Origin of the sequence: Actinopolymorpha singaporensis (assembly GCF_900104745.1) — a bacterium.
Taxonomy (GTDB): Bacteria; Actinomycetota; Actinomycetes; order Propionibacteriales; family Actinopolymorphaceae; genus Actinopolymorpha; species Actinopolymorpha singaporensis.
The window spans coordinates 616,401-642,240 of record NZ_LT629732.1 but is presented as its reverse complement, the minus strand read 5'-3'; the positions used below and the strand labels follow the sequence as shown (position 1 = coordinate 642,240).

25 protein-coding genes are annotated in these 25,840 nt (G+C 71.6%); 12 read left to right on the top strand and 13 right to left on the bottom strand.

Annotation, left to right across the window (positions count from 1 at the left end; genetic code table 11):
• Positions 1 to 101: 101 nt before the first annotated feature.
• Positions 102 to 740 carry a response regulator transcription factor gene (locus BLU27_RS02945; RefSeq protein ID WP_092650330.1) on the bottom strand — a complete coding sequence of 213 codons (639 nt, stop codon included), beginning with the start codon at positions 738 to 740 and terminating at the stop codon, positions 102 to 104.
• 33 nt (positions 741 to 773) lie between these two features.
• Positions 774 to 2,096 (bottom strand): sensor histidine kinase, encoded by a 1,323-nt coding sequence (locus tag BLU27_RS02940; RefSeq protein WP_092650328.1) that lies wholly within the window; start codon positions 2,094 to 2,096, stop codon positions 774 to 776.
• Between the two features lie 113 nt (positions 2,097 to 2,209).
• Between BLU27_RS02940 and BLU27_RS02935 the strand changes: the two genes are divergently transcribed.
• Positions 2,210 to 3,256: a phosphotransferase family protein gene (locus BLU27_RS02935; RefSeq protein WP_157728178.1), complete on the top strand. Its 1,047-nt coding sequence runs from the start codon at positions 2,210 to 2,212 to the stop codon at positions 3,254 to 3,256.
• A gap of 1 nt (position 3,257) precedes the next feature.
• On the opposite strand, the gene BLU27_RS02930 is transcribed toward BLU27_RS02935, so the two are convergent.
• The 3 genes from BLU27_RS02930 to BLU27_RS02920 form a co-directional block, all read right to left on the bottom strand.
• Complete coding sequence (locus BLU27_RS02930; RefSeq protein ID WP_197681647.1) at positions 3,258 to 4,946, bottom strand: carboxylesterase/lipase family protein; 1,689 nt, start codon at positions 4,944 to 4,946, stop codon at positions 3,258 to 3,260.
• A gap of 153 nt (positions 4,947 to 5,099) precedes the next feature.
• Entirely contained in the window at positions 5,100 to 6,329 is a 1,230-nt protein-coding gene (gene fdhA, locus BLU27_RS02925; protein WP_092650324.1) for a formaldehyde dehydrogenase, glutathione-independent, read from the bottom strand.
• A gap of 280 nt (positions 6,330 to 6,609) precedes the next feature.
• On the bottom strand, positions 6,610 to 7,950 hold the full coding sequence (locus BLU27_RS02920) for a C1 family peptidase (protein WP_092650322.1): 1,341 nt from the start codon (positions 7,948 to 7,950) through the stop codon (positions 6,610 to 6,612).
• 149 nt (positions 7,951 to 8,099) lie between these two features.
• Between BLU27_RS02920 and BLU27_RS02915 the strand changes: the two genes are divergently transcribed.
• The 4 genes from BLU27_RS02915 (at position 8,100) to BLU27_RS02900 (ending at position 10,623) form a co-directional block, all read left to right on the top strand.
• Positions 8,100 to 8,438 (top strand): YidH family protein, encoded by a 339-nt coding sequence (locus tag BLU27_RS02915; RefSeq protein ID WP_092650320.1) that lies wholly within the window; start codon positions 8,100 to 8,102, stop codon positions 8,436 to 8,438.
• Positions 8,439 to 8,458: 20 nt separating this feature from the next.
• On the top strand, positions 8,459 to 8,785 hold the full coding sequence (locus tag BLU27_RS02910) for a DUF202 domain-containing protein (protein WP_092650318.1): 327 nt from the start codon (positions 8,459 to 8,461) through the stop codon (positions 8,783 to 8,785).
• A gap of 180 nt (positions 8,786 to 8,965) precedes the next feature.
• Positions 8,966 to 9,583, top strand: coding sequence for a DUF47 domain-containing protein (locus tag BLU27_RS02905; RefSeq protein WP_092650316.1), 618 nt, complete (start codon positions 8,966 to 8,968; stop codon positions 9,581 to 9,583).
• Between the two features lie 44 nt (positions 9,584 to 9,627).
• The gene (locus BLU27_RS02900; RefSeq protein WP_092650315.1) at positions 9,628 to 10,623 is read left to right on the top strand and encodes an inorganic phosphate transporter; all 996 of its coding nucleotides are present in this window, start codon (positions 9,628 to 9,630) and stop codon (positions 10,621 to 10,623) included.
• A gap of 16 nt (positions 10,624 to 10,639) precedes the next feature.
• Here the strand turns inward: BLU27_RS02900 and pstB are convergent, their stop codons facing one another.
• From pstB to pstS, 4 genes are read right to left on the bottom strand one after another with little or no spacing between them, the layout of a single operon-like run.
• Positions 10,640 to 11,416, bottom strand: coding sequence for a phosphate ABC transporter ATP-binding protein PstB (gene pstB / locus BLU27_RS02895; RefSeq protein WP_092650313.1), 777 nt, complete (start codon positions 11,414 to 11,416; stop codon positions 10,640 to 10,642).
• Between the two features lie 21 nt (positions 11,417 to 11,437).
• Entirely contained in the window at positions 11,438 to 12,352 is a 915-nt protein-coding gene (pstA, locus tag BLU27_RS02890) for a phosphate ABC transporter permease PstA (RefSeq protein WP_092650312.1), read from the bottom strand.
• Positions 12,349 to 13,338 (bottom strand): phosphate ABC transporter permease subunit PstC, encoded by a 990-nt coding sequence (gene pstC / locus BLU27_RS02885; protein WP_092650310.1) that lies wholly within the window; start codon positions 13,336 to 13,338, stop codon positions 12,349 to 12,351. The genes pstA and pstC overlap by 4 nt, the downstream gene beginning before the upstream one ends.
• 8 nt (positions 13,339 to 13,346) lie before the next feature.
• On the bottom strand, positions 13,347 to 14,462 hold the full coding sequence (gene pstS, locus BLU27_RS02880) for a phosphate ABC transporter substrate-binding protein PstS (RefSeq protein ID WP_092650308.1): 1,116 nt from the start codon (positions 14,460 to 14,462) through the stop codon (positions 13,347 to 13,349).
• 358 nt (positions 14,463 to 14,820) lie between these two features.
• Between pstS and BLU27_RS02875 the strand changes: the two genes are divergently transcribed.
• Positions 14,821 to 15,264, top strand: a complete 444-nt coding sequence (locus BLU27_RS02875; protein WP_092650306.1) for a VOC family protein — start codon at positions 14,821 to 14,823, stop codon at positions 15,262 to 15,264.
• Between the two features lie 15 nt (positions 15,265 to 15,279).
• On the opposite strand, the gene BLU27_RS02870 is transcribed toward BLU27_RS02875, so the two are convergent.
• Genes BLU27_RS02870 through mshD form a run of 3 tightly spaced genes read right to left on the bottom strand, consistent with a single transcriptional unit; the run spans position 15,280 to position 19,448 of the window.
• Positions 15,280 to 16,176 carry an NUDIX hydrolase gene (locus BLU27_RS02870; protein WP_092650304.1) on the bottom strand — a complete coding sequence of 299 codons (897 nt, stop codon included), beginning with the start codon at positions 16,174 to 16,176 and terminating at the stop codon, positions 15,280 to 15,282.
• 53 nt (positions 16,177 to 16,229) lie between these two features.
• On the bottom strand, positions 16,230 to 18,386 hold the full coding sequence (locus BLU27_RS02865) for an RNA degradosome polyphosphate kinase (RefSeq protein ID WP_092650302.1): 2,157 nt from the start codon (positions 18,384 to 18,386) through the stop codon (positions 16,230 to 16,232).
• Positions 18,387 to 18,431: 45 nt separating this feature from the next.
• A complete protein-coding gene (gene mshD / locus BLU27_RS02860; RefSeq protein WP_197681646.1) occupies positions 18,432 to 19,448 on the bottom strand; it encodes a mycothiol synthase in 1,017 nt (338 codons plus the stop codon).
• 130 nt (positions 19,449 to 19,578) lie between these two features.
• Here mshD and BLU27_RS02855 point away from each other — a divergent pair, with 130 nt between their 5' ends.
• Together BLU27_RS02855 and BLU27_RS02850 are read left to right on the top strand one after the other, a co-directional pair.
• Positions 19,579 to 21,549, top strand: coding sequence for a bifunctional metallophosphatase/5'-nucleotidase (locus BLU27_RS02855; RefSeq protein ID WP_241827749.1), 1,971 nt, complete (start codon positions 19,579 to 19,581; stop codon positions 21,547 to 21,549).
• A gap of 168 nt (positions 21,550 to 21,717) precedes the next feature.
• Positions 21,718 to 22,797: an LLM class flavin-dependent oxidoreductase gene (locus BLU27_RS02850; RefSeq protein ID WP_092650298.1), complete on the top strand. Its 1,080-nt coding sequence runs from the start codon at positions 21,718 to 21,720 to the stop codon at positions 22,795 to 22,797.
• On the opposite strand, the gene BLU27_RS02845 is transcribed toward BLU27_RS02850, so the two are convergent.
• Positions 22,794 to 23,558, bottom strand: a complete 765-nt coding sequence (locus BLU27_RS02845; protein WP_092650296.1) for a winged helix-turn-helix transcriptional regulator — start codon at positions 23,556 to 23,558, stop codon at positions 22,794 to 22,796. The genes BLU27_RS02850 and BLU27_RS02845 overlap by 4 nt on opposite strands.
• An 85-nt stretch (positions 23,559 to 23,643) precedes the next feature.
• On the opposite strand from BLU27_RS02845, the gene BLU27_RS02840 reads away from it, so the two are divergent.
• The 4 genes from BLU27_RS02840 to BLU27_RS02825 are packed head-to-tail and all read left to right on the top strand — an operon-like array spanning position 23,644 to position 25,681.
• Positions 23,644 to 23,913: a MoaD/ThiS family protein gene (locus BLU27_RS02840; RefSeq protein WP_241827748.1), complete on the top strand. Its 270-nt coding sequence runs from the start codon at positions 23,644 to 23,646 to the stop codon at positions 23,911 to 23,913.
• Between the two features lie 39 nt (positions 23,914 to 23,952).
• Positions 23,953 to 24,540: a sigma-70 family RNA polymerase sigma factor gene (locus BLU27_RS02835; protein ID WP_449709928.1), complete on the top strand. Its 588-nt coding sequence runs from the start codon at positions 23,953 to 23,955 to the stop codon at positions 24,538 to 24,540.
• Complete coding sequence (locus BLU27_RS29720) at positions 24,537 to 25,325, top strand: zf-HC2 domain-containing protein (RefSeq protein WP_197681645.1); 789 nt, start codon at positions 24,537 to 24,539, stop codon at positions 25,323 to 25,325. The genes BLU27_RS02835 and BLU27_RS29720 overlap by 4 nt, the downstream gene beginning before the upstream one ends.
• 26 nt (positions 25,326 to 25,351) lie before the next feature.
• A complete protein-coding gene (locus tag BLU27_RS02825) occupies positions 25,352 to 25,681 on the top strand; it encodes a thioredoxin family protein (RefSeq protein ID WP_092650292.1) in 330 nt (109 codons plus the stop codon).
• Positions 25,682 to 25,840: the final 159 nt, after the last annotated feature.

The following is a 25,840-nucleotide window of genomic DNA, read 5'->3' as shown; positions in this document are numbered from 1 at the left end:
GATCACGTCAGGTGCCTCTCGTACGTGTTCTTCGATCAAGTCCTCCGGCCTCGAGCGCGTTCCTCCGAGCACGAAGGGCAAGCCGAGTCGGGGATTCCGGGTCAGGGGCGGAGGTAGGCGAGGACGGCCATCACCCGGCGATGGTCGGACAACGACGGTGCCAGGCCGAGCTTGGCGAAGATGTTGCCGATGTGCTTCTCCACCGCGCCCTCGCTGACCACGAGCCGCTGACAGATCGCGGTGTTCGTACGGCCCTCGGCCATCAGGGCGAGCACCTCGCGCTCGCGCGGCGTCAGCGAGGCCAGCGGGTCGCGCCGGGCGACCAGCAGCTGCGCCACCACATCGGAGTCGAGGACGGTGCCGCCGGCCGCGACCCGGGCGAGCCCGTCCAGGAACTCGTCCACGTCGACCACGCGGTCCTTGAGCAGGTAGCCCACCGCGCCCACCCGGTCGGCCACCAGGTCGGCGGCATAGGACTCCTCGACGTACTGCGACAGGACCAGCACCGGCGCGCCCGGCAGCCGCTTGCGTACCTCGATCGCGGCCCGCAGCCCCTCGTCGGTGTGCGTCGGCGGCATGCGTACGTCGACCACGGACACGTCCGGCTCGTGGGTGAGCACGGCGTCCACCAGGGATGGCCCGTCGCCCACGGTGGCCACCACCGTGTGGTCGGCCTCCTCGAGCAACCGGACGAGTCCCTCCCGGAGGAGTACGGAGTCCTCCGCGATCACCACGCGCACGACAGATCCCCTCGCACGACAGTCCCCTTCGACTCAGGCGTTCTGTGAGTTCTTCCACGGGAGTTCGGCGGTGAGAACTGTCGGCCCGCCGACCGGGCTCGTCACCGCGAGCAAGCCTCCCACGCCCCGTACGCGCTCGGTGAGTCCGGCCAGGCCGTGCCCCTTGGCGGTGTGTGCACCGCCGACGCCGTTGTCGGTGACGATGACGCGGACGTGGGTGCCGGTACGGCGCACCTCGACCGTGCACTGCGTCGCGGCACTGTGCTTGGCCACGTTGGTGAGCGCCTCGGCGACCAGGAAGTACGCGGTGTTCTCCACCATCAGCGGCAGGTGCTCACCGTCGGGCACGTCCACGTCGAGGTCGACCGGCACCGTCGACCGCCCGGCGACCGCGGCCAGTGCGGCCCGCAGCCCGCGGTCGGCGAGGATCGGCGGGGCGATCCCGCGGGACAGCGCCCGAAGCTCCTCCAGCGTCTCCCGGGTCGCGGTGATCGCCTCGGCCAGCATCGGCTGCACGGTCGCCGGGTCCTTGGCCAGCCGGCGCTGCGCCGAGGACAGGTCCATCGCCAGCCGGACCAGCCGCTGCTGCGGCCCGTCGTGGATGTCGCGTTCCAGCCTGCGCAGGGCCTGGGCCTCCGCGGAGACGGCCGCGTCGCGGCTCTCGGTCAGGTCGGACACCTGGCCGTGGAGTTCGGCCACCCGGTCGCTGGTCAGCATGGCCCGGGCCAGCGCGGCGTCGATCTCCGCGCAGCCCCGGACCACCGCGGGGAGGGTGAGCGCGAAGATCAGCCCCGCGGCGGTGCTGAGGGCGGCGTCGATCTGCCAGGCGTCGCCGAGGCGGAGCAGCGTGCCGAGCCCCTCGTAGCCGATGGTCCGGTCAAGGATCCAGATGTAGACGAACGACGTGAGGCCGGCCAGCGTGCCCGCCCACCAGACCAGCGTGAACCCGAAGCCCAGCACGGCCGGGAAGATCCCGAGGAGGCCGTGACCCCAGTCCGCCCAGGACTGCGCCTGCCGCAGCGGTGCGAGCATCCGGCCCACCCGGGTGTGGGGATTGCCGCCGACGTACGGCGGGCGCCGGGCCGGCCAGCCCTGCACCCACGACAGCCGGGCCCGGTCGACGGCCGCGAACCCGCGGGCGACCTTCATCGTCCCGGCCAGAACCGGCAGCCCGAGGAAGGTGACGGTCGTTCCCACACCGAGCAGGAACAACACGAGCAGCACCACGAACCGCACGATCGCCAGCGGAAATCCCACCAGGACGTAGACCGACCGGATGCCGAGCCGGTGCCAGTAGCCCCGGCGGCCGATCTCGGTCGGCGCCCTGCGGGCCAGGTCAGGGACAGTGCTGGTCATGTCAGGGACAGTACGGGCCGGTGCACGGACTTCTCCATCCGGCGGACTCCTGGTTCGCTGGTAGGGATGTCCCTACCCCTGAGGATCCTGTACCCGTCGGGAGGCGGTTCGGCGTGCGGCTGAGCGAGGACACCGTGGTGCGGCACCTGCGTGACCGGGGAGTGCTCGCCCCGGACTCCCCGGCCACGGCGTCGGTGCTGTCCGGCGGGGTGAGCGGGGCGACGTTCCTCGTGGTCGCCGAAGGCGGGCCCGTCGTTCGGACGTACGTCGTCAAGCAGCCGTTGCCCTTCCTCGCGGTGGCCGACGAGTGGCCCGCCCGGGTCGAACGCGCCGGGGTGGAGGCGGCGGCGCTGCGCTGGTACGGCGAGCTGACCCCAGCCCACCTGCCCCGCCTGGTCGACTATGACCCGGGCGGGTACGTCGTCACCATGACCGCGGCGCCGTCCAGGTGGACCGAGTGGCGGAAGGCGCTGCTGGCCGGGGTGGTCGACGTCGCCGCCGGCACGACGCTCGGGCGGGTGCTGGGCACCTGGCACGCCGCCACCGCCCGGCCGGGAGCACGCGAACGGCTCGCGGCGTACGGCGACCTCACGATGTTCGTGGAGCTTCGCGGCGACCCCTACCACCGCACCGTCGCCGCCCGCCGGCCCGACCTCGCCGCCCCGGTGCTCGGCTGCCTGGACGAGCTCCTCACCCGGCCGCGTTGTCTGGTGCACGGCGACTTCTCCCCGAAGAACGTGCTGGTCGACCCTGCCGGGGCGGCCGGCGGGCTGTGGGTGCTCGACCACGAGGTGGCGCACGCGGGCAACCCTGTGTTCGACGTCGCGTTCATGCTGCACCACCTGGTGATGAAGGGCGTCCACCTCGCCGACCGGCCCGACGGCCTCGAGGTCGTCGCGCGGCTGGCGCGCTGCGCGGAGGCGTTCCGTACGGCATACGCGCAGGCCGGCGGCCTGGCCGTGGACGAGGAGGCGGTGGTCCGGCACACCGGCGCGCTCCTGCTCGCCCGCGTCCACGGCAAGTCGCCGGCGGCGTACCTCACCGGGGAGGGGGCCGCCGCCGTGTCCGCCCTCGGCGCCCGGGCCGTGGTGGGCGGACTCGGCGGCGTCGCGGATCTCTTCCCGCGCGCTCCCGTCGGTGAGGACGCCGCGAGGACCTGATTCAGCCGGCGTCGGTGGTCGCGGCGAGGCCCGCCCAGAAACGGCACTGGTGCCGGGCGGCGAGGTCGACCGGCCGCACACCGCCGTCGGCCGGCGTGGCCAGCGCCGGTGCTGTCGTGTCGCCGGGCCGGAACGCCCGCCAGGCCGGCAGCCCGGGCCCGTTCGGGTTCCCCGTGGCGGCGAACCTCGTCCAGTAGCCGACCATCTGGTCCGACAGGTGCTGCTGCGCGGGGTCGAGGCGCAGGCCGTAGGCGCTGAAGTCGAAGACGTACGGCAGGTCGAACGCGTGGCTGGCCCCCAGCCGGAAGTTCGGCGGTGGCGGCGCGCCCAGGTTCGGCGCGGTCCGGTCGGCGAACTCGTAGGCGTACGTCGTGGTCCGCCTCGCCAGCAGCTGGGTGCCCCGCAGCGTCGGGCAGGCCCACGGCCGGTCGGAGATGACCGCCGCCCACGCCTGCGCCGGCGTACCGAACGCGGCCACCGGGTAGTGCGCGGCGACCTGCCGGCCGGCGTCGGCCCCGAACGTGCCGGTGAGCAGGTCGAGGTAGCCCTGCTCGGTCAGCGGCTGGTTGTGCTGCAGGGCGGCCGCGTTGCCGGCGCCCTCGTCGCGGTTGCCGCCGGAGATGACCGGCACCTTGCGGAAGTGCCCGGCGCGCAGCGCCACGGCGGGGTCTCGGGGGAGGAGCGGTGTGCCGTACGCCGGCATGTTGTAGGGCTGGTCGACCGCGAGCAGTCGTTCCGGCGCGACCTTCCGCAGGCAGGCGAGCGCGACGGCGGTCTGCGGGTCGGCGCAGTGCAGGTCTGCGGCGGTCTCCCTGCCGAACTCCTCGACCTGCGCCAGCGGCGCGTACGGCGCGAACGCGGGCATGCCGGGGTACCAGGTGTTCTCCGGCCAGTCCAGCAGGCAGGAACCGCTCTGCATGATCCCCTTCTGGAACAGGCCCGCCGCCGCCGGAGCGGTCAGGAACGCGCACGTGCTCATGCCGCCGGCGGACTCACCGGCCAGCGTGACGTTGTGGGGGTCGCCGCCGAAGGCCGCGATGTTGCGGCGCACCCACCGCAGCGCGGCGAGCTGGTCCTGCAGGCCGAAGTCACCGCTGCCGCGCAGGCCGGGCAGGGCGAAGTACCCGAAGACGCCCAGCCGGTAGTTGACGGTGACCACCACGACGTCGCCGCGGACCGCCAGCCGGCGGGCGTCGTAGCTGCTGCCCGCACCCGAGGTGAACCCGCCGCCGTGCACCCACACCACGACCGGACGCGGGCGCTTCGGGCCGGCGGTCGTGGGGCCGGCGGTCGCCGGGCTGGCGACGTTCAGGTAGAGGCAGTCCTCGGTGGTGCTGCCGCCGGGCACCTCGCCGGGGCCCTGCGGACACGGGTTGCCCGGGTTCGTGGCGGTCCGGACGCCGTCCCAGTGGGCCGCCGGGCGCGGGTTCGCCCACCGCAGCCGGCCGGTGGGCGGCGCGGCGTACGGAATTCCCTGGAAGAGGCGGTAGTGATCGGTGGCCGTGCCCGCGACGGGGCCGCGGTCGGTCCGCACGACCGGCCGGTCCGGCGTACCGGCCGTGCTGGGTGGCGGACCGACCGCGGTGGGGGGACCGGCGGCGAGGGCCTGGCCGGTCAGCAGGCTGGCGAGGCTCACCGTGAGGCCGGCGGCAGCGGCCATCGCCGCCGACGTACCGATTCGCTTGCGCATGCTCATCTCGCTTCGCTGTAAGGGATCTGGGCCGTTCCGTCCCCGGTCCGGGAACGGGACCACAGTGATTACAGCGAGCGGGCCGGCACCCTCACCAGCGGCGATGGGTGCGGGTGAGCCCTACGAAAGTGCTGTGCCGGTACGCCGGTCGGCTCACGCAGTCTTGCCGGTGAGCATCCCGTGCGGGTCGAGGACGAACTTCTTCGCCTCGCCCCGGTCGAAGTCCTCGTAGGCGTTCGGCGCCTCATCCAGCGGAATGACCGTCGCGTTCACCGCCTTCGCGATCTGGACCCGGTCGTGCAGGATCGCGTCCATCAGCCCTCGGTTGTAGCGCATCACCGGGCACTGTCCGGTGGCGAACTGGTGTGCCTTCGCCCAGCCCTGCCCGATCCGGATGGACAGGCTGCCGTGCCTCGCGGCCTCGTCGCTCGCGCCCGGGTCGTCGGTGACGTACAGACCCGGAATGCCGAGTTTGCCGGCCGGCCGGGTGACCTCCATGATCGAGTTCAGCACGGTCGCCGGTTGTTCGGTCGGACCGTCGTCGCCCCGCCCCTTGGCCTCGAAGCCGACGCAGTCGACCGCGGCGTCCACCTCGGGCACACCGAGGATCTGCTCGATCTGCTCGGCGAGGGTGGCGTCCTCGGTGAGGTCGGCCGTCTCGCAGCCGAAGCTGCGGGCCTGTTCGAGCCGCTGGGTGTTCATGTCGCCGACGATGGCCACGGACGCGCCGAGCAGGTACGCCGCACATGCCGCGGCGAGCCCCACCGGCCCGGCGCCGGCGATGTAGACCGTCGACCCCGAGGTCACCCCGGCCGTGTAGCAGCCGTGATAGCCGGTGGGGAAGATGTCGGCCAGCATCGCCAGGTCGAGGATCTTCTCCATCGCCTGGTCCTTGTCGGGGAACTTCAGCAGGTTCCAGTCGGCATAGGGCGACATGACGTACTCCGCCTGGCCGCCAACCCAGCCACCCATGTCGACGTAGCCGTACGCACCGCCGGGGCGTTCGGGGTTGACGTTCAGGCAGACGTGGGTGTTGCCCTGCTTGCACATGCGGCACCGCCCGCAGGCGATGTTGAACGGCACCGACACCAGGTCGCCGACGTCGATGTTCTCCACGTCCCGGCCCTTCTCCACGACCTCCCCGGTGATCTCGTGGCCGAGGACCAGTCCGGCCGGGGCGGTCGTCCGCCCGCGCACCATGTGCTGGTCGGAGCCGCAGATGTTGGTCGCGACGACCTTGAGGATCACACCGTGCGGGCACTGCCGCCCGGCGTTCTTCGGAGGTACGCCCGGCCCGGGGCGAAGTTCCAGCACCGGATAGTCGATGGTGCGGACCTCGACCTTGCCCGGTCCGATGTACTCGACTGCCTTGTTGCCAGGCATGGCTGCCTCCCTGGTCGCACGACTGACTGACGTGGCACCCAGCGGATCACCGTCGACGGCGCCGGCCGTCGAAGGATCGGACGACGGCACGGACCATCAGCGGTGGGACAGCTTCCGGACTTTCGACTGTAGTCCCGGTCCGGCCCGTGGAGGGGAGAGCGGATCCCGCTCGCGACCGGTCAGGGACCTTCGCGGTCCCCCAGAGACCCCGGCGGCGCGAGGACCATCGTCCGCGCGCCGCCGGCGACCACTGCGCGACCACTGCGCGCCTACTGCGCGGCTACTGCGCGCGGGCGAGCGCCCCCATCGGATCCCAGGCCGGCAGGACGATCGGCTCCTCCGACAGCGCGGCCCGCAGGTCCTCGGGCAGCGCGTCGCGGTGGACGGCGATCTCGAAGACGTACTCGTCGAACCACGAGTCGTTCATCGTGTAGAAGCCCTTGTCGGCGTCCTTGTCGCCCCAGCTGTTCTCCACCCGCCAGCGCCGGACCAGCTCGCCGTCCACGTCGACTCCGGTGAAGAGCATGGCGTGCGTCATCGCGGTCTCGTGGTAGAGCAGCCGCTCGGCCTTGTCCAGGTCGAACGTCGTGTCGTAGACCGAGCCGACGTCGTACAGGTCGGCGTCCCAGATGCCGATGTCGCGGCGCATCATCTTCCCGACGTCGCAGCCGAACCACACCGGCTCCCCGCTCACGATGGAGTCACGGGCCAGCCGCTTCATCACCGCCACGTCGACGTTGAGGTAGACGACCGCCTCGGCCCCGACCACGTTGCCCAGCCGGTCGACCGTGAACGTCCGGCCGCGCGGGCTGGTCTCCCGCGGGTCGTGCACGAGGCACACGTAGTCGTCGATCGGAATGCCGACGTAGCGCTGGGCGAACTCCAGCGGCGTGAGGTCGCCGTCGCGGTGGAACACCCGGTCCTTGTCCGTCCACTGCCAGGTGAACGTCTCCGGCGGCGTACCGAGGTGCATGCACAGCGCCCGGTGCACCACGTCCAGCAGCTGCCGCTTGTGCGCCCGGGCCGCGTCGGCTCCGCCTTCGCCGGCTGCCAGCGTCCGCAGGTCGCGGGCGCCCTGGCGGAGCAGCTGGCGCAGGACGGAGTTCATCCGGCCGGTCGAGGACGAGCTCTGCGTCTCCGGCATCGCGGACTTGGGGACCAGCCCGTGCTTGCGGACCAGGGCCGCGAACATGTTCCACTGGCCGCCGTCACCGGCGACGTCCTGGAGCAGGAACGCGACCGTGCGGTCGTCGAGGTCCCGGTCGGCGGTGTCGATGATCGCCTCGAGGAAGTAGTTGGCGCGTTCCAGCTTGTCCCAGAACATCACGTAATTCTGGGAGAACTCGAACGACTTGAGGTTCATCCGCCGCATGGCCTCGACCCGCAGCAGGTTCAGGCCGGCGAACATCCAGCAGCGGCCGCTGTTCTTCTGGTTGGTGGCGGTCCAGTCGTCGAGCAGGTGGGAGACCGAGTGGTCGGTGCGGACGACGATCTCGCGGTCCAGGGTGAGGTCGTCGAGGGTGGTCTGCGTCAACGCGTTCTGGACGAGCCGGTAGGCCGGGTTACGGGTGAAGCTCTTGCGCAGGAGTGCGACGTCGTCGGGGGTGAGTGACGCATCCATGACGGGAGAACCCTCCAGGGTGGTCGGGTGATGGGATGTGGTCGGCGGGGTCGGCGTACAACAGACCCTAGACTCGTGCCGCCGCGTTGTCGGCAGCCCGAAGGGCGGCCCGAGGGAGAGCTCGGCCCGAAGATCGACGGAGCGTGATCATGGGGGGCACCGAACCCGACTACCGCTTCAGCCTGGCCAACGAGCGGACCTTCCTCGCCTACCTTCGTACCGGCCTGGCGCTGGGCGCGGCCGGCGTGGCCGCCGTCCAGTTCCTCACCACGGTCGAGCCGGGCTGGCTTCGGCGGCTGTTCGGCCTGGTGCTCGCGGTCGGGGGCATCGCCACCACGCTCGGCGCCTACCTCCGGTGGCGGCGCACCGCCGCCGCGATGCGCCGCGGCGCGCCGCTTCCGGCCACGCTGATGCCGCTCGGGCTGGCGTTCACGGTGTTCGTGGTGACTGCTCTGGCGATCTACCTGGTCGCGTTCGGTCAGCAGTAGGTGGGGCGGAGGTACGCACGGTGAGCCAACCGGCGCGGCTCTACTCCAGGGAGGGCCAGCTCGAACGCACCGCGCTCGCCTGGAGCCGCACCATCCTGGTCCTGGCGGTCAACGGAGCCTTGTTGGTCCGCAGTGCGCCCGCCTGCGGCGCCTGGGCCGAAGTAGCCGGATTGTGCGTACTTTCTGTCACTCTTGCGGCGTGGGTCGTCACCAATCGTGCATACCGGCGTCAGTCGGCCGGACCCACTGCGGCCCTGCTCACCCGCGGCATGTTCACTGTCGTAGCCGTCGTGGTGTTCGTGGGCGTGGGGATCCTCGACCTGCTGGCGGTGATCACCCATAGCTGACCGACGGCTGACCGATGGCTGACCCACCGCTGACCCACCGCCGACCGACCGCCCCGGTGTCAGGTCGCCGACCTGCCCGTTGACCCTCTCCCGCCCCGCCGCTGAGCCGGAACCGGACGACAGGCCCTAGCATTGCCCTGGCCTGCTCGCCGACGGGGACCGTTCGACAGGAGTTTCGCCGTGCGCTTCCGATTCACTCCGGTGGACACGACGTTCTACGACCTCTTCGCCAAGTCCGCCAGCATCCTGGTCGACGGCGCTCGGCTGTTCGCCGAGATGCTCGCCGACGACGCTGACCGACAGGCCAGTGCCCGGCTGATGAAGGACGCCGAGCACCGCGCCGACGAGGCGACCCACGAGATCATCCGCCGGGTCAACAGCACGTTCGTCACGCCGTTCGACCGCGAGGACATCTACCGCCTCGCCGCCGGCCTGGACGACGTCATGGACTACATGGAGGCGGCCGTCGACTCGATCGTCCTCTATGAGCTGGACCAGCTCCCAGAAGGGCTCGAACAGCAGGTCGAGGTGCTCCAGCGGGCCGCCGCGCTCACCGCCGAGGCGATGCCGCGGCTGCGCACGATGCGCGACCTGGAGGAGTACTGGATCGAGGTCAACCGGCTGGAGAACCTCGGTGACCAGATCCACCGGCAGATGCTCGCCAAGCTGTTCAGCGGCGCCTACGACGCGTTGACCGTGCTGAAGGTCAAGGACGTGATCGAGCTCGTCGAGCTCGCCGTCGACGCGTTCGAGAAGGTCGCCAACACGGTCGAGCAGATCGCGGTCAAGGAGTCGTGAGTACGCCGGTACGCGCGGGCTCCCGCCCGGGGTCTGGAGGATAGATGGAGCTCGCCCTCGTCATCGCGGTCGTACTGATCGCCCTGGCATTCGACTACACCAACGGCTTCCACGACGCGGCGAACGCGATCGCGTCGTCGGTGTCCACCCGAGCGCTCACCCCGCGCACCGCCCTGGCGCTGGCCGCGGTGATGAACCTCGCCGGTGCGCTGATCTCCGAAGGCGTGGCCGAGACGATCGGCAGCGGCATCATCACCCCGGAGACCGACGCACACGGCATGACGGTCGTCCTGTCCGGCCTCGTCGGAGCGATCAGCTGGAACCTCCTGACCTGGTGGCTCGGCCTGCCCTCGTCCTCCTCGCACGCCCTGATCGGCGGGCTGATCGGCGCCGGCCTGGCGGCGTCGGCCACCGTGCACTGGGCGACGATCGGGAAGAAGGTCGTGCTCCCGATGGTTTTGTCGCCGCTGATCGGGTTCCTGCTCGCGTATGTCGTGATGCTCAGCCTGCTGTGGATCTTCCGGAAGGCGAACCCCAACCGGGCCTACCGCGGCTTCCGTGCCGGGCAGTCGGTGTCGGCGGCGGCGATGGCGTTCGGGCACGGCCTGCAGGACGCCCAGAAGACGATGGGTGTCATCGTGCTCGCCCTGGTCACCGCCGGACTGCACACCGGGACCGACGTGCCGTTGTGGGTGAAGCTGGCCGCGGCCACCGCGATCGCGCTCGGTACGTACTCCGGCGGCTGGCGGATCATGCGCACCCTCGGCCGCCGGGTGATCAAGCTGGACCCGGCCCGCGGCATCGCGGCGGACAGCACGGCCTCGGCGGTGCTCTACGTGATGGCGATCGGCTTCCACGCACCCGTCTCGACCACCCACACGGTGAGCGCGGCGATCATGGGCGTCGGTTCGACGCAGCGCCTGTCGGCGGTCCGCTGGGGCGTGGCCGGCAACATCGTCACCGCCTGGGTGCTCACCATCCCGGCAGCCGCCGCGGTCGCGGCGGTCGTCTACTACGCCGCCCGGCTCTTCCTGCCCTGACCGGCCGGCTCGCCGGTCAGCCGAACCGGCCGGTGATGTAGGCCTCGGTGGCCTGCTCGGACGGGTTCGAGAAGATCTTCTGCGTACTGTCCATCTCGATCAGGTGCCCCGGCTTGCCCTGACCGGACAGGTTGAAGAACGCCGTGGCGTCGGACACCCGGGCCGCCTGCTGCATGTTGTGCGTGACGATGACGATCGTGAAGCGTTCCTTCAGCTGGGAGATCAGATCCTCGATCGCCAGCGTCGAGATCGGGTCCAGCGCCGAGCACGGCTCGTCCATCAACAGCACCTGCGGCTCCACGGCGATCGCCCGGGCGATGCACAACCGCTGCTGCTGACCGCCGGACAGCGAGCCGCCGGGCCGGTTCAGCCGGTCGTGCACCTCCTTCCACAGGTTCGCACCTTTCAGGGAGCGCTCCACCGCGTCGTCCAGCACGCTCTTCTGGCGTACGCCGTTCAGCTTCAGCCCGGCCGCGACGTTGTCGTAGATCGACATGGTCGGGAACGGGTTGGGCCGCTGGAAGACCATGCCGACCACGCGGCGCACCGCCACCGGGTCGACGTCTGAGCTGTAGAGGTCCTGGTCGTCCAGCATGACCTTGCCCTCGACCCGGGCGCCGGGCACCACCTCGTGCATCCGGTTGAGGGTGCGCAGCATCGTCGACTTCCCGCACCCGGAGGGGCCGATGAAGGCGGTGACGTTGCGCGGCTCGACCGTCATGTTGACGCCCTCGACCGCCTTGAACGCGCCGTAGTAGATGTCGAGGCCGGAGACATCGATTCGTTTCGCCATGGTGTCTTCTTCCTCTGCTTTCTAACGCTTGCGTACGGCGCTGAACCGGGCGACGGCCCGCGCGAGAAGGTTGAGGACCAGTACCAGCAGGACCAGCGTCAGGGCCGCGGCCCAGGTGCGGTCCACGGCCGGCTGGAGGGACTCCGTACGGTCCTGGTTGATCATCGTGGGCAGGGCGGCCATGTTCCCCGCGAACGGGTTGAAGTTGATCCCGCTGGTGTAGGGCCCGAGGATCAGCAGCGGCGCGGTCTCGCCCATGATCCGGGCCAGGCCGAGCATCACGCCGGTGACGATGCCGCTGAACGCCGTGGGTACGACGACCTTCAGGATCGTCTTCCACCGGGGTACGCCGAGCGCGGCGGAGGCCTCGCGCAGCTCGTTCGGCACCAGCCGCAGCACCTCCTCGGTGAGGCGCAGCACCGTCGGCACCATCAGCAGGACGAGCGACAGGCTGACCGCGAACCCGACCCGGCCGAAGCCGAACAACGTCACCCACAGCGCGTAGATGAACAGCGCCGCGACGATGGACGGGATACCGGTGAGGATGTCCACCATGAAGCTCACGGCGCGGGCGAGCGGGCCGCCCCGGCCGTACTCCACCAGGTAGATCGCGCCGAAGACGCCGATCGGCACCGAGACCAGTGCGCACATGACCGCGGTGATCAGCGAGCCCGCGATGGCGTGGTAGGCGCCGCCGCCGGCCGTGCGGGAGGTGATCCCGCGCTGGGACTGGCCCCACCAGTTCGGGTCGAGCAGGAGGTGGAAGCCCTTGCTCGCGACCGTCCACAGGATCCACGCCAGCGGCACCAGCGCCAGCGCGAAGCAGGCCGCGACCAGCACCGTCGCCACCACGTTGCGGACGGCACGGCCCCTGGACCGGTTTCCGGTCAGGTCGAGGTGGGACCCGCTCGGGCGGGCCGAGCTGAGCGCACTCACGTGTGCTTCCTTCCGGTGTGCAACAGGACGAGGCGGGCCAGGGCGTTGACCGCGAACGTGAGGACGAACAACACCAGGCCGGCGGCGATGTAGGCGCCGGTCTTGCTGGGGGAGTCGAACTCCGCCGCGTTGTTGGCGATCTTGCTCGCGAACGTCTCACCGCCGGCGAACAGGCTCGCGCTGAACGGCGCACCCGGGCTCGGCGTGGACAGGATGATCATGATCGCGATGGTCTCGCCGAGTGCCCGGCCCAGGCCGAGCATGGCAGCGCTGACCATCCCAGACCGGCCGTACGGCAGGACGGTCATCCGGATCATCTCCCACTTCGTCGCACCCAGGGCGAGAGCGGCCTCCCGGTGCTCGGCGGGGGTCTGTGCGAAGACCTCGCGGGTGAACGCGGCGATGATCGGCAGGATCATGATGGCCAGCACGACGCCGGCGACGAACACCGTCCCGGTGTCGGGGATGCCCGGCTTCAGGAACGGGATGCCGAGGTTGTGGGCGGACAGGAAGTTCCCGACCGGCGCGAGCCTGGGCGCCAGTTCGGTGATCCCCCACAGCCCGAAGATGATCGAGGGTACGGCCGCCAGCAGGTCGACGACGTACGTGATCGGCCGGGCCAGCCTCGCCGGCGCGTAGTGGGTGAGGAACAACGCCACCCCGAGCGCGACGGGCACGGCCAGCAGCAGCGCGAGCGCCGAGACGAGCACCGTCGTCCACAGCAGGTCGACGATCCCGAACTTCGGCGGGGTCAGTCCCGGCTGCCAAGTCCGGGAGAACAGGAAGCTGGCCTGGTTGTCCCTCAGCGCGGGGACGGCGAGCCAGAGCAGGAACGCGGCGACGAAGACGACCAGCGCGATGACGACGAGGCCGGAGCCCCGGGCCAGACCGGAGAAGAACCGGTCACCACCACGGCCGGTCGGCCCCAGGTCCAAGCCCTGGGGCCGACTGTCGAGGAGTTCCTGGCGGGAACTGTTCGAGCTCATCGATGTCGTCAGCGGATCGCCTTGACCGCGGCCTCGACCTTGGTGCGCACCTTGTCGGGCAGCGGCGCGTAGCCGAGGTCGGCGAGGCCGGTCTGGGTCTGCTCGCTGGAGTAGTCGGTGAGGAAGCCCTTCACGAGCCCGGCCTTCGAGGCGTCCAGGCCCTTGGAGCAGACGATCTCGTAGGTGACCAGGACGATCGGGTAGGCGCCCTTGGCCTTGGTGGCGTAGTCCAGCTTCAGCCGCAGGTCGTTGCCCTGGCCGTCCGGCTTCGCCGCGGCGACGGCCTTGCCCGCCGACTCACCGGTCAGCTTCACCGGACCGGAGCCGGTGTCGATGCTGGCCATGGCGAGCTTGTTGTCACGGGCGTAGGACCACTCGACGTAGGTGATCGAGTTGGGGGTCGCCTTCACGCCCGCGGCCACGCCGGCGGACTTGTTCTTGCCCGAGCCGGTGCCTTCCCAGCTCTTCGAGGGCTCGGCCTTCCACGCCCCGCCGGAGCTGGCCTGGAGGTACTTCGTGAAGTTCTCCGTCGTACCGGACTCGTCCGAACGGTAGAAGACCACGATCTTCGAACTCGGCAGCTTGGCGCCCTTGTTCAGCCTGGCGATCGCCGGGTCGTTCCAGGTCTTGATGGTGCCGTCGAAGATCTTCGCGGCGGTGGGGCCGTCGAGCACCAGGTTGCCGACGCCCTGCACGTTGTAGGCGATGGCGATCGGGCCGACCGCCATCGGGAGGTTCCAGGCGGCGTTGTTCTGGCACCGCTTCTTGGCGGCGTCGGTCTCGACCACGCCGTCCTTCGGCTCCGTCTTCAGCGCGGAGTCCGAGCCGGCGAAGTCGACCTGTCCGGCGTTGAACTGCTTGATGCCCGCGCCCGAGCCCGTCGGGTTGTAGTTGACGGTCACGTCGGGGCACTTGGTCTGGTAGTCGGCGATGGCCTGCTCGATCGCGTTCTTCTGCGCCGAGGAGCCTTCCGCGTTGAGGGTGCCGGAGGGGCACGACCCGCTCTTGGTCGGCTCGGCGCCCTTGCTGCCGGCCGCGGGCGTCGGGTCGCTCCCGCAGCCGGCCAGCGCCACGGCGCCGCCGAGCGCCGCCACCGCGAGCGCGGCGAATCGGGTGTGCTTCACGTCGTTTCCCAGCCCTTCGATCTCACGGAAATCCCTTGTCTCCCAGGACGGTAGGGAGGCCAGGTGACGCGCTGGACGGGCCTACGTGAACGGGGAGTGAACGTCGCCGGGCCGCGACACGAAGACCGCCCGACGCTGTGGCGGACGTCACGTGAACAAGCACGCTGTGTCATGGCTTTGCCGGTTTGCGGACGGTTTGTCATCGGCTGTGCCCGGAGGGTCCGGTTCGCGGCAGCCGTCGGATTCGTGAGCATGTCTGGTGGGTCGGGATTCCTCGCGCCGATGAGTTCGGCCGGGCGGGGCAGTCCTGGTTTCCGACACCACGAGTATCCGACAGCGCGGACGACAGGAGGCCACGATGAACGAACGGGCGAACGAACGGGCGGGGGAGCAGGCCGGCGAACGGGCGGGGGCGGGCGTCCGGGTGACCGGGGTGGCGACGGTGGCGGTGCCGGTGGCCGACCACGACCGCGCGCTCGCGTTCTATGCGGGTACGTGCGGGTTCGAGGTGACTATGGACGGTTCCTTCGGCCCTGGGCAGCGCTGGGTGGAGGTGGCACCACCGTCCGGGGGCACGGCAGGGGGTACGACGATCGCTCTGGTCAGCGCCCGAGAGGAGGCTCCCGCCGGGGTGGACACCGGCATCCGGCTGGCCACCCGCGACGCGGGTGCCGACCACGCGTACCTGCGGGCCCACGGTGTGGACGTCGACCCCGAGGTGCTGCGCTGGCCAGGAGTGCCGCCGATGTTCGGTCTGCGCGACCCCGACGGCAACCACCTGTACGTCGTCGAGCGCACCTGACCGCGGTCCTCCGGGTCAGCGGCCGGAGAGGGCTTCGGCGGGCGGGTGGCGTTCGACGGCCACGGGTGTGCGGCCTGCGAGGTGGAGTACGACCGCCTCGCCGGGCTGCAGCGGCAACGGGGTCACGCCGAGACCCGCCCACAGGTCCGGCAGGGTCGGCCGGTGGGTGCACACGGCGGTCGGCTCCGGCGCGTCCAGCAGCCGCATCGCCTGCTCGGCGACCAGCGCCGGGTCGGCCCCCTCGGCGAACGCAGGCTCGGGTTCGATCCGCACGCCGGCGGAGGTGGCGTACGGCAGCAGGGTCTCGACGCACCGCCGGGCAGGTGAGCTGACCACCCGGGTGATGCCGTACGCCGCGAGCGCTCCGACGAGTTCGGCGGCCTGAGTGTGGCCCTCGTCGCCGAGGGGCCGCTCCAGGTCGTCGCCGGTCCAGCCGCTCCGGGGCAGCGCCGAGCCGTGCCGGACGAGCACCAGCGGCCGGGTCGACCGCGGCGTCAGGGTGGTGAGCAGCGAGCGGTCCCGGGGGTGGGTGAGCCGGCGGGCGGCCTCGGCGAACCGCAGCCAGGCCCGCCGGTCGACCTCGTGCCCGGGCGTGAAGTCCGCCCCGTCGTCGACGGGCACGGCCTGCCAGTAGCGCACCACCTTCACCGCCCCGCCGGCCAGCGGGTAGCGCACCGGGGGCATCGGCGGCCCGAGGACCACCCTGATCCCGGTCTCCTCGGCGACCTCGCGCACCGCCGCGGCCGGCGCGCGTTCGCCCGGCTCCAGCTTGCCCTTGGGGAACGACCAGTCGTCGTACTTCGGCCGGTGCACCAGCAGCACCTCGGCACGTTCGTACGGCGACGGCCGCCACACCACCGCGCCGGCCGCCTCGACCACCCGGTCCCTGGGCTCGGTCTTCCCCCGGACCACGGGTCAGCGCCCCGAAGGTGCCGGGCCGCCCACCGACCCACCCACCGGCAGGTTCATGCCGCCCCCTGCCCGCCGGCCACCTTCAGCCGGTGGCGCAGCTTCACGGAGATGAGGTGCTGCTGAAGGTCGCGCAGCGGTGTGCCGTCGGCGTCGAGGTGGTGGCGGATCCAGTCGCCGTCGCCTTCGAGGTGCCACGCCGACGTACGGTCGTCGAACGCCAGGTCGAGCAGCCTGGTCAACTCGGTCACGTGGTCGTCCTGGGTGACCCGGGCGAGCGCCTCCACCCGGCGGTCGAGGTTGCGGTGCATCATGTCCGCCGACCCGATCCAGACGTCGGTGTCACCGCCGTTGGCGAACCAGAAGATCCGGGAGTGCTCCAGGAACCTCCCGAGGACGCTGCGGACGCGGATCGTCTCGGACAGGCCGGGCACTCCTGGCCGCAGTGCGCAGATTCCGCGGATCCACAGGTCGATCGGGACGCCTGCCCGGGACGCCTCGTACAGCGCGTCGATCACCGCCTCGTCGACCAGCGCGTTGACCTTCCACCGGATGCGGGCGGGCCGGCCGGCGCGGTGGTGGGCCACCTCCCGCCGGATCCGCTCGATCAGGGACGTACGCACCGAGCGCGGCGCTACCAGCAGCCGGTCGTACTCGGTGGTGCGGGCGTACCCCGACAGCGTGTTGAACAACGCGCTCAGGTCGGCGGCGAGCACGGGATCGCTGCTGAGCAGCCCGAGGTCCTCGTACAGCCGGGCGGTCTTGGGGTTGTAGTTGCCGGTGCCGATGTGGGCGTAGCGGCGCAGCCCGTCGGGTTCCTCACGGACGACGAGGGCCAGCTTGCAGTGGGTCTTCAGCCCGATCAGGCCGTACACGACGTGACAGCCGGACTGCTCCAGCTGCCGGGCCCAGCGGATGTTGGCCTCCTCGTCGAACCGGGCCTTGATCTCCACCACCACCAGCACCTGCTTGCCGGCCTCGGCGGCGTCGATCAGCGCGTCGACGATCGGCGACTCCTCGTTGGTGCGGTAGAGGGTCTGCTTGATCGCGAGCACGTGCGGGTCGGCGGCGGCCTGCTCGATGAACCTTTGGACGCTGGTGGAGAACGAGTCGTACGGGTGGTGCAGCAGCACCTCCCGCTGGCGTACGGCGGAGAACACGTCCGGCGGATGTGAGCTCTCCACCTCGGCGAGGTCCCGGTGGGTCACCGGCACGAACGCGGGGAACTTCAGCTCCGCCCGGTCCACGTCGGCGATCGCGGACAGGCCGGACAGGTCCAGCGGCCCGGTCAGCCGGCACACCTCCTCGTCGCTGACGCCGAGCTCGGACACCAGCAGCTCCAGCACGTGCGGGTCGATGGACGCCTCCACCTCCAGCCGTACCGGCGGCCCGAACCGGCGCCGCAGCAGCTCCCGCTCCAGCGCCTGCAGGAGGTTCTCCGCGTCGTCCTCCTCCACCTCGAGGTCCTCGTTGCGGGTCACCCGGAACGAGTGGTGCTGGAGGATCTCCATGCCGGGGAAGAGCTGGTCGAGGTGCGCGGCGATGACGTCCTCCAGCGGGACGTAGCGCTGCTTGTCGACGGGAACGAACCGCGGCAGGATCTGCGGCACCTTCACCCGGGCGAAGTGCTCACCGCCGGTCTGCGGGTTCCGCACCACCACCGCGAGGTTGAGGGACAGCCCGGAGATGTAAGGGAACGGATGCGCCGGGTCGACCGCGAGCGGCGTGAGCACCGGAAACACCCGGGCGCCGAACAGCTCGTGCAGGCGGTCCTTGGCGTCCTCGTCGAGGTCGTCCCAGCGCAGCACCTCGATCCCCTGGGCCACCAGCTCGGGAAGCACCTGGTCGTGGCACACGTTCGCGTGGCGGACCATCAGCTCGCGGGTGCACGCCCAGATGCTCTCCAGCACCTCGCGGGGAAGCAGGCCGGACGCGGCCCGCACGGCCACGCCCGCAGCCATCCGGCGCTTGAGGCCGGCGACCCGGACCATGAAGAACTCGTCCAGGTTGTTGGCGAAGATCGCGAGGAACCGCACGCGTTCCAGCAGGGGCATCTGCGGGTCCTCGGCGAGTTCGAGCACCCGGGTGTTGAAGTGCAGCCAGGACAGCTCCCGGTCGAGGAACCGGTCGTCGGGCAGGTCGCCCTCGGTCACGTCGTACGGGGGTTCGACGTCGTACTCGGTGATCTCGGGCCGCGCGATCTGGGTGCTCACCCTGTCATCGTTTCACCGCCGCGTGAACGAGCGGTAGCGCGGATCTCAACCGGCCGGTTCGTGGTGGTACATCACGTCTGTGGCGGCCCGGGTGAAGCCCAGCCGCTCGTAGAGGCCGACCGCGGCGCGGTTGCCGGCCTCGACGTACAACATCACGGTCGGCAGGCCACGGTCGCGGAGGTACGCCAGCCCGGCCACGGCCAGCGCCTTGGCCAGCCCGCCGCCCTGCGCGTGCGGGGCCACCCCCAGCACGTAGATCTCACCCGCCGGGCCGGGCTCGTCTCCGCGTACCTGCCCGGTGTGCACCTTCGTCCAGTGGAAGCCGACCAGCTCCCCGTCGCGCTCGGCGACGAAGAAGCCCGCCGGGTCGAACCACTCGGCGCCGATCCGGGCGTCGAGGTCGGCGCGGGTCCAGCGGCCCTGCTCGGGGTGGGCGGCGAACGCAGCCGCGTTGACCGCCAGCCAGGCCTGCTCGTCGTTGCCGGGGGCGAAGGTGCGGATCGTGACCCCGGCCGGCGGCGCGATGTCCGGAAGCGGCCGGGCGTTCGGTCCGTTCAGCGGGCGGCGCATCCAGGCCAGCGCCCGGTCGGCGGTGAACCCGGTGGCCGCGGCCAGCCGGGCCGCCCCGGGGTGCGGGCCGTGTGCCCACACCTGCACCGGCACCCGGCCTGCCTCGGCGATCAGCGCGTCGGCCAGCGCCTGGCCGATGCCGCGGCCGCGGTGGTCGGGGCGGATCACCAGGTCGGCGGTGGCCGCCTCGGCCGGACTGCCGGCGGCGGGCGCGTTCGGGGGCTCGTCGGTGATGACGGCCGGCAGGTCCAGGTGGGCGTACCCCACCACCTCACCGACTTCCCCGCTCTCGTCGCCCTCCGCGCTCGCCTTGCCGGCCCGGGCCAGCAGGTGGCGGGTGGCGTCGGGCATGCCGAGGAGCAACGTCGCGCGTTCGTCGAGGGCGCGCACGCCGTCCTCGGCCGCGGCGGCCTCGATCAGGGCGTCCACTTCCGTGCGTTCGGCCGCCGTGAGGCGACCGGTGATCTCGATTTCACCCGGCGAGTTACCCACACCGCTACCGTACGGGTCACCCACCGGCGTCCGCCTCGGCGATCCGGCGTCCGGCCGGTGCGGTACCGCAGCAGGCACCGTCCGGCAGGGCCGGACCCAGTCGCCCCTCGGGGGAGAGCAAGGAGCGCGCATGACACTGGGCACGTCACCGGGCATGTCACCGGGCATGTCACCGGGTATGTCGTCGTCGGGCACGACACGGCGCAGATTCCCGGGCAGGTCCTCGGGCAGGCAGCCGTTCCGGCGCACCGTCGCGTTGGGCGCGGCCGGCGTGCTGGGACTCGGCGCGGTCGCCGCCGGGCTGGTGGGCACGGTCGGCGTCCGGTCCGCGGCGGCCGACAGCGGTCCGCGTACCGACCTCACCCTCACCGTCCTGCACACCAACGACGACGAGTCCCAGCTCCTCGGCGTCGACGGCGACACCGACGGGGACGGCACGATCGAGCCGGACGAGACCCGCGCCTACGGCGGCGCCGCCCGCTACACCACGCTGTGGGAGAAGCTGCGCCGGCAGGCAGAGGCCGGGCGCCCGGCCCAGGGCGGCAATCGCGCCGTGGTGTCGATCTCCGGCGGTGACAACTACCTCGCCGGGCCGGAGTTCTCGGCCAGCATCGAGCACGGTGTGCCGTTCTACGACGCGCTCGCCCTGAGCCGGCTCGGACTGGACGCGTCCGCCATCGGAAACCACGAGTTCGACTTCGGGCCGGACGTGTTCGCCGACTTCGTGGCCAGCGTGCGGAGCACGGCGGGCTCCGGCGGCTCGTTCCCCTTCGTCTCGGCCAACCTGGACGTGAGCGGCGAACCCGCGCTGGCGAAGTACGCCGGCCAGGGCGTCATCCGCGCCACCACCGTGGTTCGCGAGCGCGGCGAACGCATCGGTGTGATCGGGCTGACCACGCCGGAGCTGCCCACCATCTCCAGCCCGCGCAACGTCCGGGTGCGCACCGAGCTGGCCCGGATCGCCAACGACGCGGCGAGCGCGCTCACCCGGCAGGGAGTCGACAAGATCATCCTGGTCAGTCACCTGCAGGACATCGACAACGAACTCGCGCTGGTGCCGCAGCTGCGTGACATCGACGTCGTACTCGGTGCCGGCGGCGGGGAGATCCTGGCCGACCAGGGCGACCCGCTGATCCCCGGCGACCGGGCCGAACGCGGCTACCCGTTGTGGGCGACCGACGCCGACGGCCGCCAGGTGCCGGTGGCCACCACGACGGGCAACTACAAGTACGTCGGGCAGCTCGTCCTGCGCTTCGATCGCGCCGGCCGGCTGCTCGGCGCCGACGATCAGCAGAGCCGCCCGGTCCGGGTGGCGGGTGTCGGAGCAGACGCGGTGGCCAAGGACGCCTGGACTCGCGCCAACGTCGAGGCTCCGGTCGAGAGCCACCTGGCCTCCCTGCGGGAGACGGTCGTCGCCGACAGCGAAGTCCCGCTGAACGGCGTCCGGGGCGACGTCCGCAGCAAGGAGACCAACCTCGGTGACATGGTGGCCGACGCGCTGGTGTGGGCGGGCGCGCAGAAGGCCGCGGAGTACGGCGTACCCGCGCCGGTGGTCGGCATCCAGAACGGCGGCGGTCTGCGCAACGACGCGGTGATCCCGGCCGGTCCGGTGACCGCACTGGACACCTACGACGTCGCGCCGTTCGCCAACTTCGTCGCGGTCGTACCCGAGGTGCCCCGGGACACGCTGCGGCAGCTCCTCGAACGCGGGGTCGCCGCCGCACCGTCGGCCGCGGGAGCGTTCATCCAGGTGTCCGGGCTGGCGTTCAGCTACGACGTGAGCCGCCAGGCGCAGGTGGTGAACGAGTCGACCGGGGAGATCCTCACTCCGGGCGAGCGGGTGCGCGACGTCGTACTCGACGACGGGACGGTCCTGGTCCGCGACGGCCAGGTGGTCGACGGCGCGCCGATCCCGGTGGCGACGAACGACTTCTCCGCGCGCGGCGGGGACGCCTACCCGCTGAAGGGGCTGGACTTCACTCCGGTCGGCACGACCTACCAGGGCGCGCTGCGCGGCTACCTCGAGGAGGGGCTGTCGGGGAAGGTCCGGGCGGCCGACTACCCGGTCGGGGGCGAGGGCCGGATCACCGCCACCAACTGACGTACGGCGCACTGACGTACAGCGCGCTGACGTACGGCGCACTGACGTACAGCGCGCTGACGTACGGCGCACTCGGCGGGCCGGGCGGGACGACCGCCCGGCCCGCCGCTTTCGTGGGCGTCGCCCACCAATCCCGACAATGCCTACTTGTTGGGTATGGTTTGCTGCATGAGCCCCGAGTTCCTCTGGTACATCCCGAACCAGGTCCAGCCCGGTCACCGTGGTGACGCCGTGGTTACGGGTCACAACAGTCTGGACACCCTCACCAGCCACGCCCGAGCGCTCGAGGACCACGGCTGGCACGGCGCGCTCCTCGGCACCGGCTGGGGCCGGCCGGACACCTTCACGGTCGCCACCGCCCTGGCCGCACGGACGACGACCTTCCGGCCCCTCATCGCGATCCGGCCCGGTTACTGGCGACCGGCCAACTTCGCCTCCGCCGCCGCGACCCTGGACCACCTCACCGGTGGCCGCGTGCTGGTCAACGTCGTGTCCGGCCGGGACGACCTCGCGGCGTACGGCGACAGTGAGGGCGACCAGGCCGCGCGCTACGCCCGCACGAAGGAGTTCCTCCAGATCGTGCGGCGCCTCTGGACCGAGGAGAACGTCACCTACCACGGCGAGCACTTCGACGTCACCGACTCGACGCTGGCGTCCCGGCCGGTCGAGCTGGGCGGACGCCGGCACCCGCGGCTCTACTTCGGCGGCGCCTCCGAGGCCGCCGAGAAGGTGGCCGCCACCGAGGCGGACGTCCAGCTCTTCTGGGGCGAGCCCCTCGACGGCGTACGGGAGCGGATCGAGCGGCTGAAGGACCTCGGCGAGAAGCTGGGGCGCGAGCACCCGCCGCTGGAGTTCGGGCTGCGGATCACCACCCTGGTACGGGACACCACCGCGCAGGCCTGGGCCGACGCCGAGGCCAAGGTTGCGGAGATGGCGAAGGGGACGGTGCCCGGCTCGCGACACCCCAACTGGCGGGGAGCCGTCGGGCAGCAGCGGCTGCTCGACCTGCACGCCCGGGGAGAGGTGCTGGACGACAACCTCTACACCACCCCCGGCAGGTACGGCGGCGGTGGCGCGGGCACCACCTGGCTGGTCGGCTCGGCCGAGGACGTCGCGAAGTCACTGCGCAAGTACGAGAGCCTCGGCATCTCCCACTTCGTGCTCTCCGACACGCCCTACCTGCCGGAGATCAGGCGGCAGGGAGAGCAGCTCCTACCGCTGCTGCGCGACGCGGGGGCCGTGGGCTAGGAAGCCTCTCCGGTGAGCGACCGCGCGTCGTCGGGCACCCGCGGCGAGCCGGACGAGTCCTCGTCGTCCTCCGGCACGGGCGTGACCGGTGGGGAGACGAAGCGGTAGCCGACGTTGCGGACCGTGCCGATGAGGGATTCGTACTCCGGGCCGAGCTTGGCCCGCAGCCGGCGTACGTGCACGTCGACGGTACGTGTGCCGCCGAAGTAGTCGTACCCCCACACCTCCTGCAGCAGTTGCTGCCGGGTGAACACCCGGCCGGGGTGCTGGGCGAGGAACTTCACCAGCTCGAACTCCTTGAACGTGAGGTCGAGCGTTCGCCCGGCGAGCCGGGAGGTGTAGGTGTCCTCGTCGATGACCAGCTCGCCGCGCCGGATGACGTTGGGGTGCTCGTCCTCGGTGGTCTGCAGTGCGAGCTTGCCGATCGCCACGCGCAGCCGGGCGTCCACCTCGGCCGGACCGGCGTTGTGGACCAGTACGTCGTCCAGTCCCCAGTCGGCGTTGACGGCGGCCAGGCCGCCCTCGGTCACGACCACCAGCAGCGGGACGCCGATGCCGGTGGTCCGGATGATCCTGGTCAGGCTGCGGGCCTGAACCAGGTCGCTTCGTGCGTCCACGAGCACCGCGTCAGCCGGGCCCACGTCCAGGAGTGCGCTCGCCTCGGCAGGAGCCACGCGCACGTGGTGCGCGAGCAGGCCGAGTGCCGGAACGATCTCCGCCGACGGCTGAAGGGCGTTCGTGAGCAGGATGATTGTGCTCACCGGACGTCTCCCCTGGTCAGTGGGGACCTGGCACTCGGGACGGCGCTGTCGCCCAGGTCCGCCGGTTGCAGGCAGGATATCCCACGTGTCTTCCCCTACGACGGTGACGGTGCGCTATTGGGCGGCCGCGAAGGAGGCTGCCGGACTGGCCGAGGAGCAGGTGGAGGCGGGCACGCTCGCCGACGCCCTCGCGGAAGCCAGGTCCCGGCACGGCGACCGGCCAAGGTTCGAGCAGGTGCTCGGCCTGTGCTCGGTGCTGATCGACGGCGACCCCGTGGGCGGCCGCGACCCGGCGACCGTACGCCTGGCCGAGGGCGCCCGGATCGAACTGCTTCCGCCGTTCGCGGGCGGCTGAGGACGGGTTTGCGCGATGGATCTCGACGGATGAACCGCGATGACTGAACCACCTCGCCCCGCGCGCCGTGTGGACAGCATGGGTGCGGCGGCGCCGGAGGGCGCGACCGCTGACGAGGAGCTGGTCCGCCGGCTGTACGCCGAGCACGGCCGAGCTCTGTTCGGCTACGTCCTGCGGCTGGTCCGCGGCGACCGGCAGCGGGCCGAGGACGTCGTACAGGAGACGTTGCTGCGGGCCTGGCGGCATCCCGAGGCGCTCGACCCGGCCCGTGGCCCGGCGCGGGCGTGGCTGGTGACGGTGGCCCGCAACCTGGTCTTCGACGGGGACCGGGCCCGCCGGGCGCGGCCGCCCGAGGTGGGCGAGGAGGCGCTGGACGTCGTACCCACCGGCGAGGAGGACCTCGACCGGGCGATGGTGGCATGGGAGGTCATGGAGGTGCTGGCCGAGCTCCCGCCGCACCACCGGCAGGTTCTGGTGGAGGTCTACTACCGCGGCAACTCCGTCGCCGAGGCGGCACAGCGGCTCGGCGTACCGCCGGGGACGGTGAAGAGCCGCACCTACTACGCCCTGCGCCAGCTGCGGCTGCTGCTGGAGGAGCGCGGCCTCACCGCGGAGGTGGCGCTGTGAGCGAAAGTGCCTACACCTGCGCCGAGGTGCGCGCCGCCATCGGTGCGCACGTGCTCGGGGCGCTGGACGCGGACGAGGCGGCCGCCGTCGACGCCCATCTGGCCGAGTGTGCCGACTGCCGCGCGGCGTACGACGAACTCGCCGGGCTGCCCGCGCTGCTCGGCCTGGTCGGTGCGGAGGAGGCTGCGGCCGTCGGTGTGGCCCCGCCCGCGGGCGCCGGCGGGCCGGCTGACTCCCCGGGCTCCCCGGACTCCCCGGGCTCCCCGGACTCCGTGGACGAGGTGGGCCTGCGGCGGCTGCTGGTGCGGGTCCGGGCCGAACGCGCCCGCGAACGCCGCCGCAGGCTGGTCATGGCGCTGGCGGCGGCCGCAGTGACCGTGGCGGTCGCCGGCATCGGCGGGTGGGCGGCCGGGCAGGCGCTCGCCCCGTCCGGTACGCCGGTCGCCGGGCCGACCCCCACTCCCACTCCCACGGCACACGTGACCGCGCCCCCGGTGCGCTGGTCGGCGACGAACGCCACGCTCGCCGTCGACGGGACCGCCACCATGAACGGCGTTCCGTGGGGCACCAGGGTCGACATCGTGCTGCACGGCGTGAAGCAGGGGCAGGTGTGCTCGCTGACGGTGTACGACCGCTCGGGGCGGCGCTGGGACGGCGGGAGCTGGCGGGTGGCCTACCAGGACGGCGTGCGGTGGAGCGGCGGCATCGCCGTACCCGCGGACGAGGTGGTCAGGATCGAGATCACCGCCACCGGTGAGCGGCCGCTGCTCACCATCGACGGTTGAGTGAGCGGACCTCCTACCCTGCACGGGTGGACGACGATCGGCTGGACGCGGGAGTTCTGGGTGTCCCGCTCGGCACCCGGGCGACGCTCGTGCAGTTCTCGACCGCCTTCTGTGCGCCCTGCCGGGCGACCCGGCAGGTGCTGCGTGCGGTCGCGGCCGGCGAGCCGGGCGTCGCCCACGTCGAACTCGACGCGGAGTCCCATCTGGAGCTGGTCCGCCGGCTGGACGTCCGGAGTACGCCCACCGTGCTGGTCCTGGCCGCCGACGGCCGGGTCGTCACGCGGGCGAGCGGCGTGCCGCGCCGGACCCAGGTCGTCGCCGCCGTGGACCGGGCCGCTGACGCGCGGTCGGTCTGACAGTGTTCGGGCCGGCCGCACCGAACCCTCGGCTTACCTCCGTTCGGGCCGGATTCGGGCCGAAAGGCCACGCCTACGGGCGTTCCATCCCGGGTAGGAACGCGCGTGTGGAACAGCGGGTGCCGGGCGGATCCGGGCGATCCCCGATGGGAGCACACG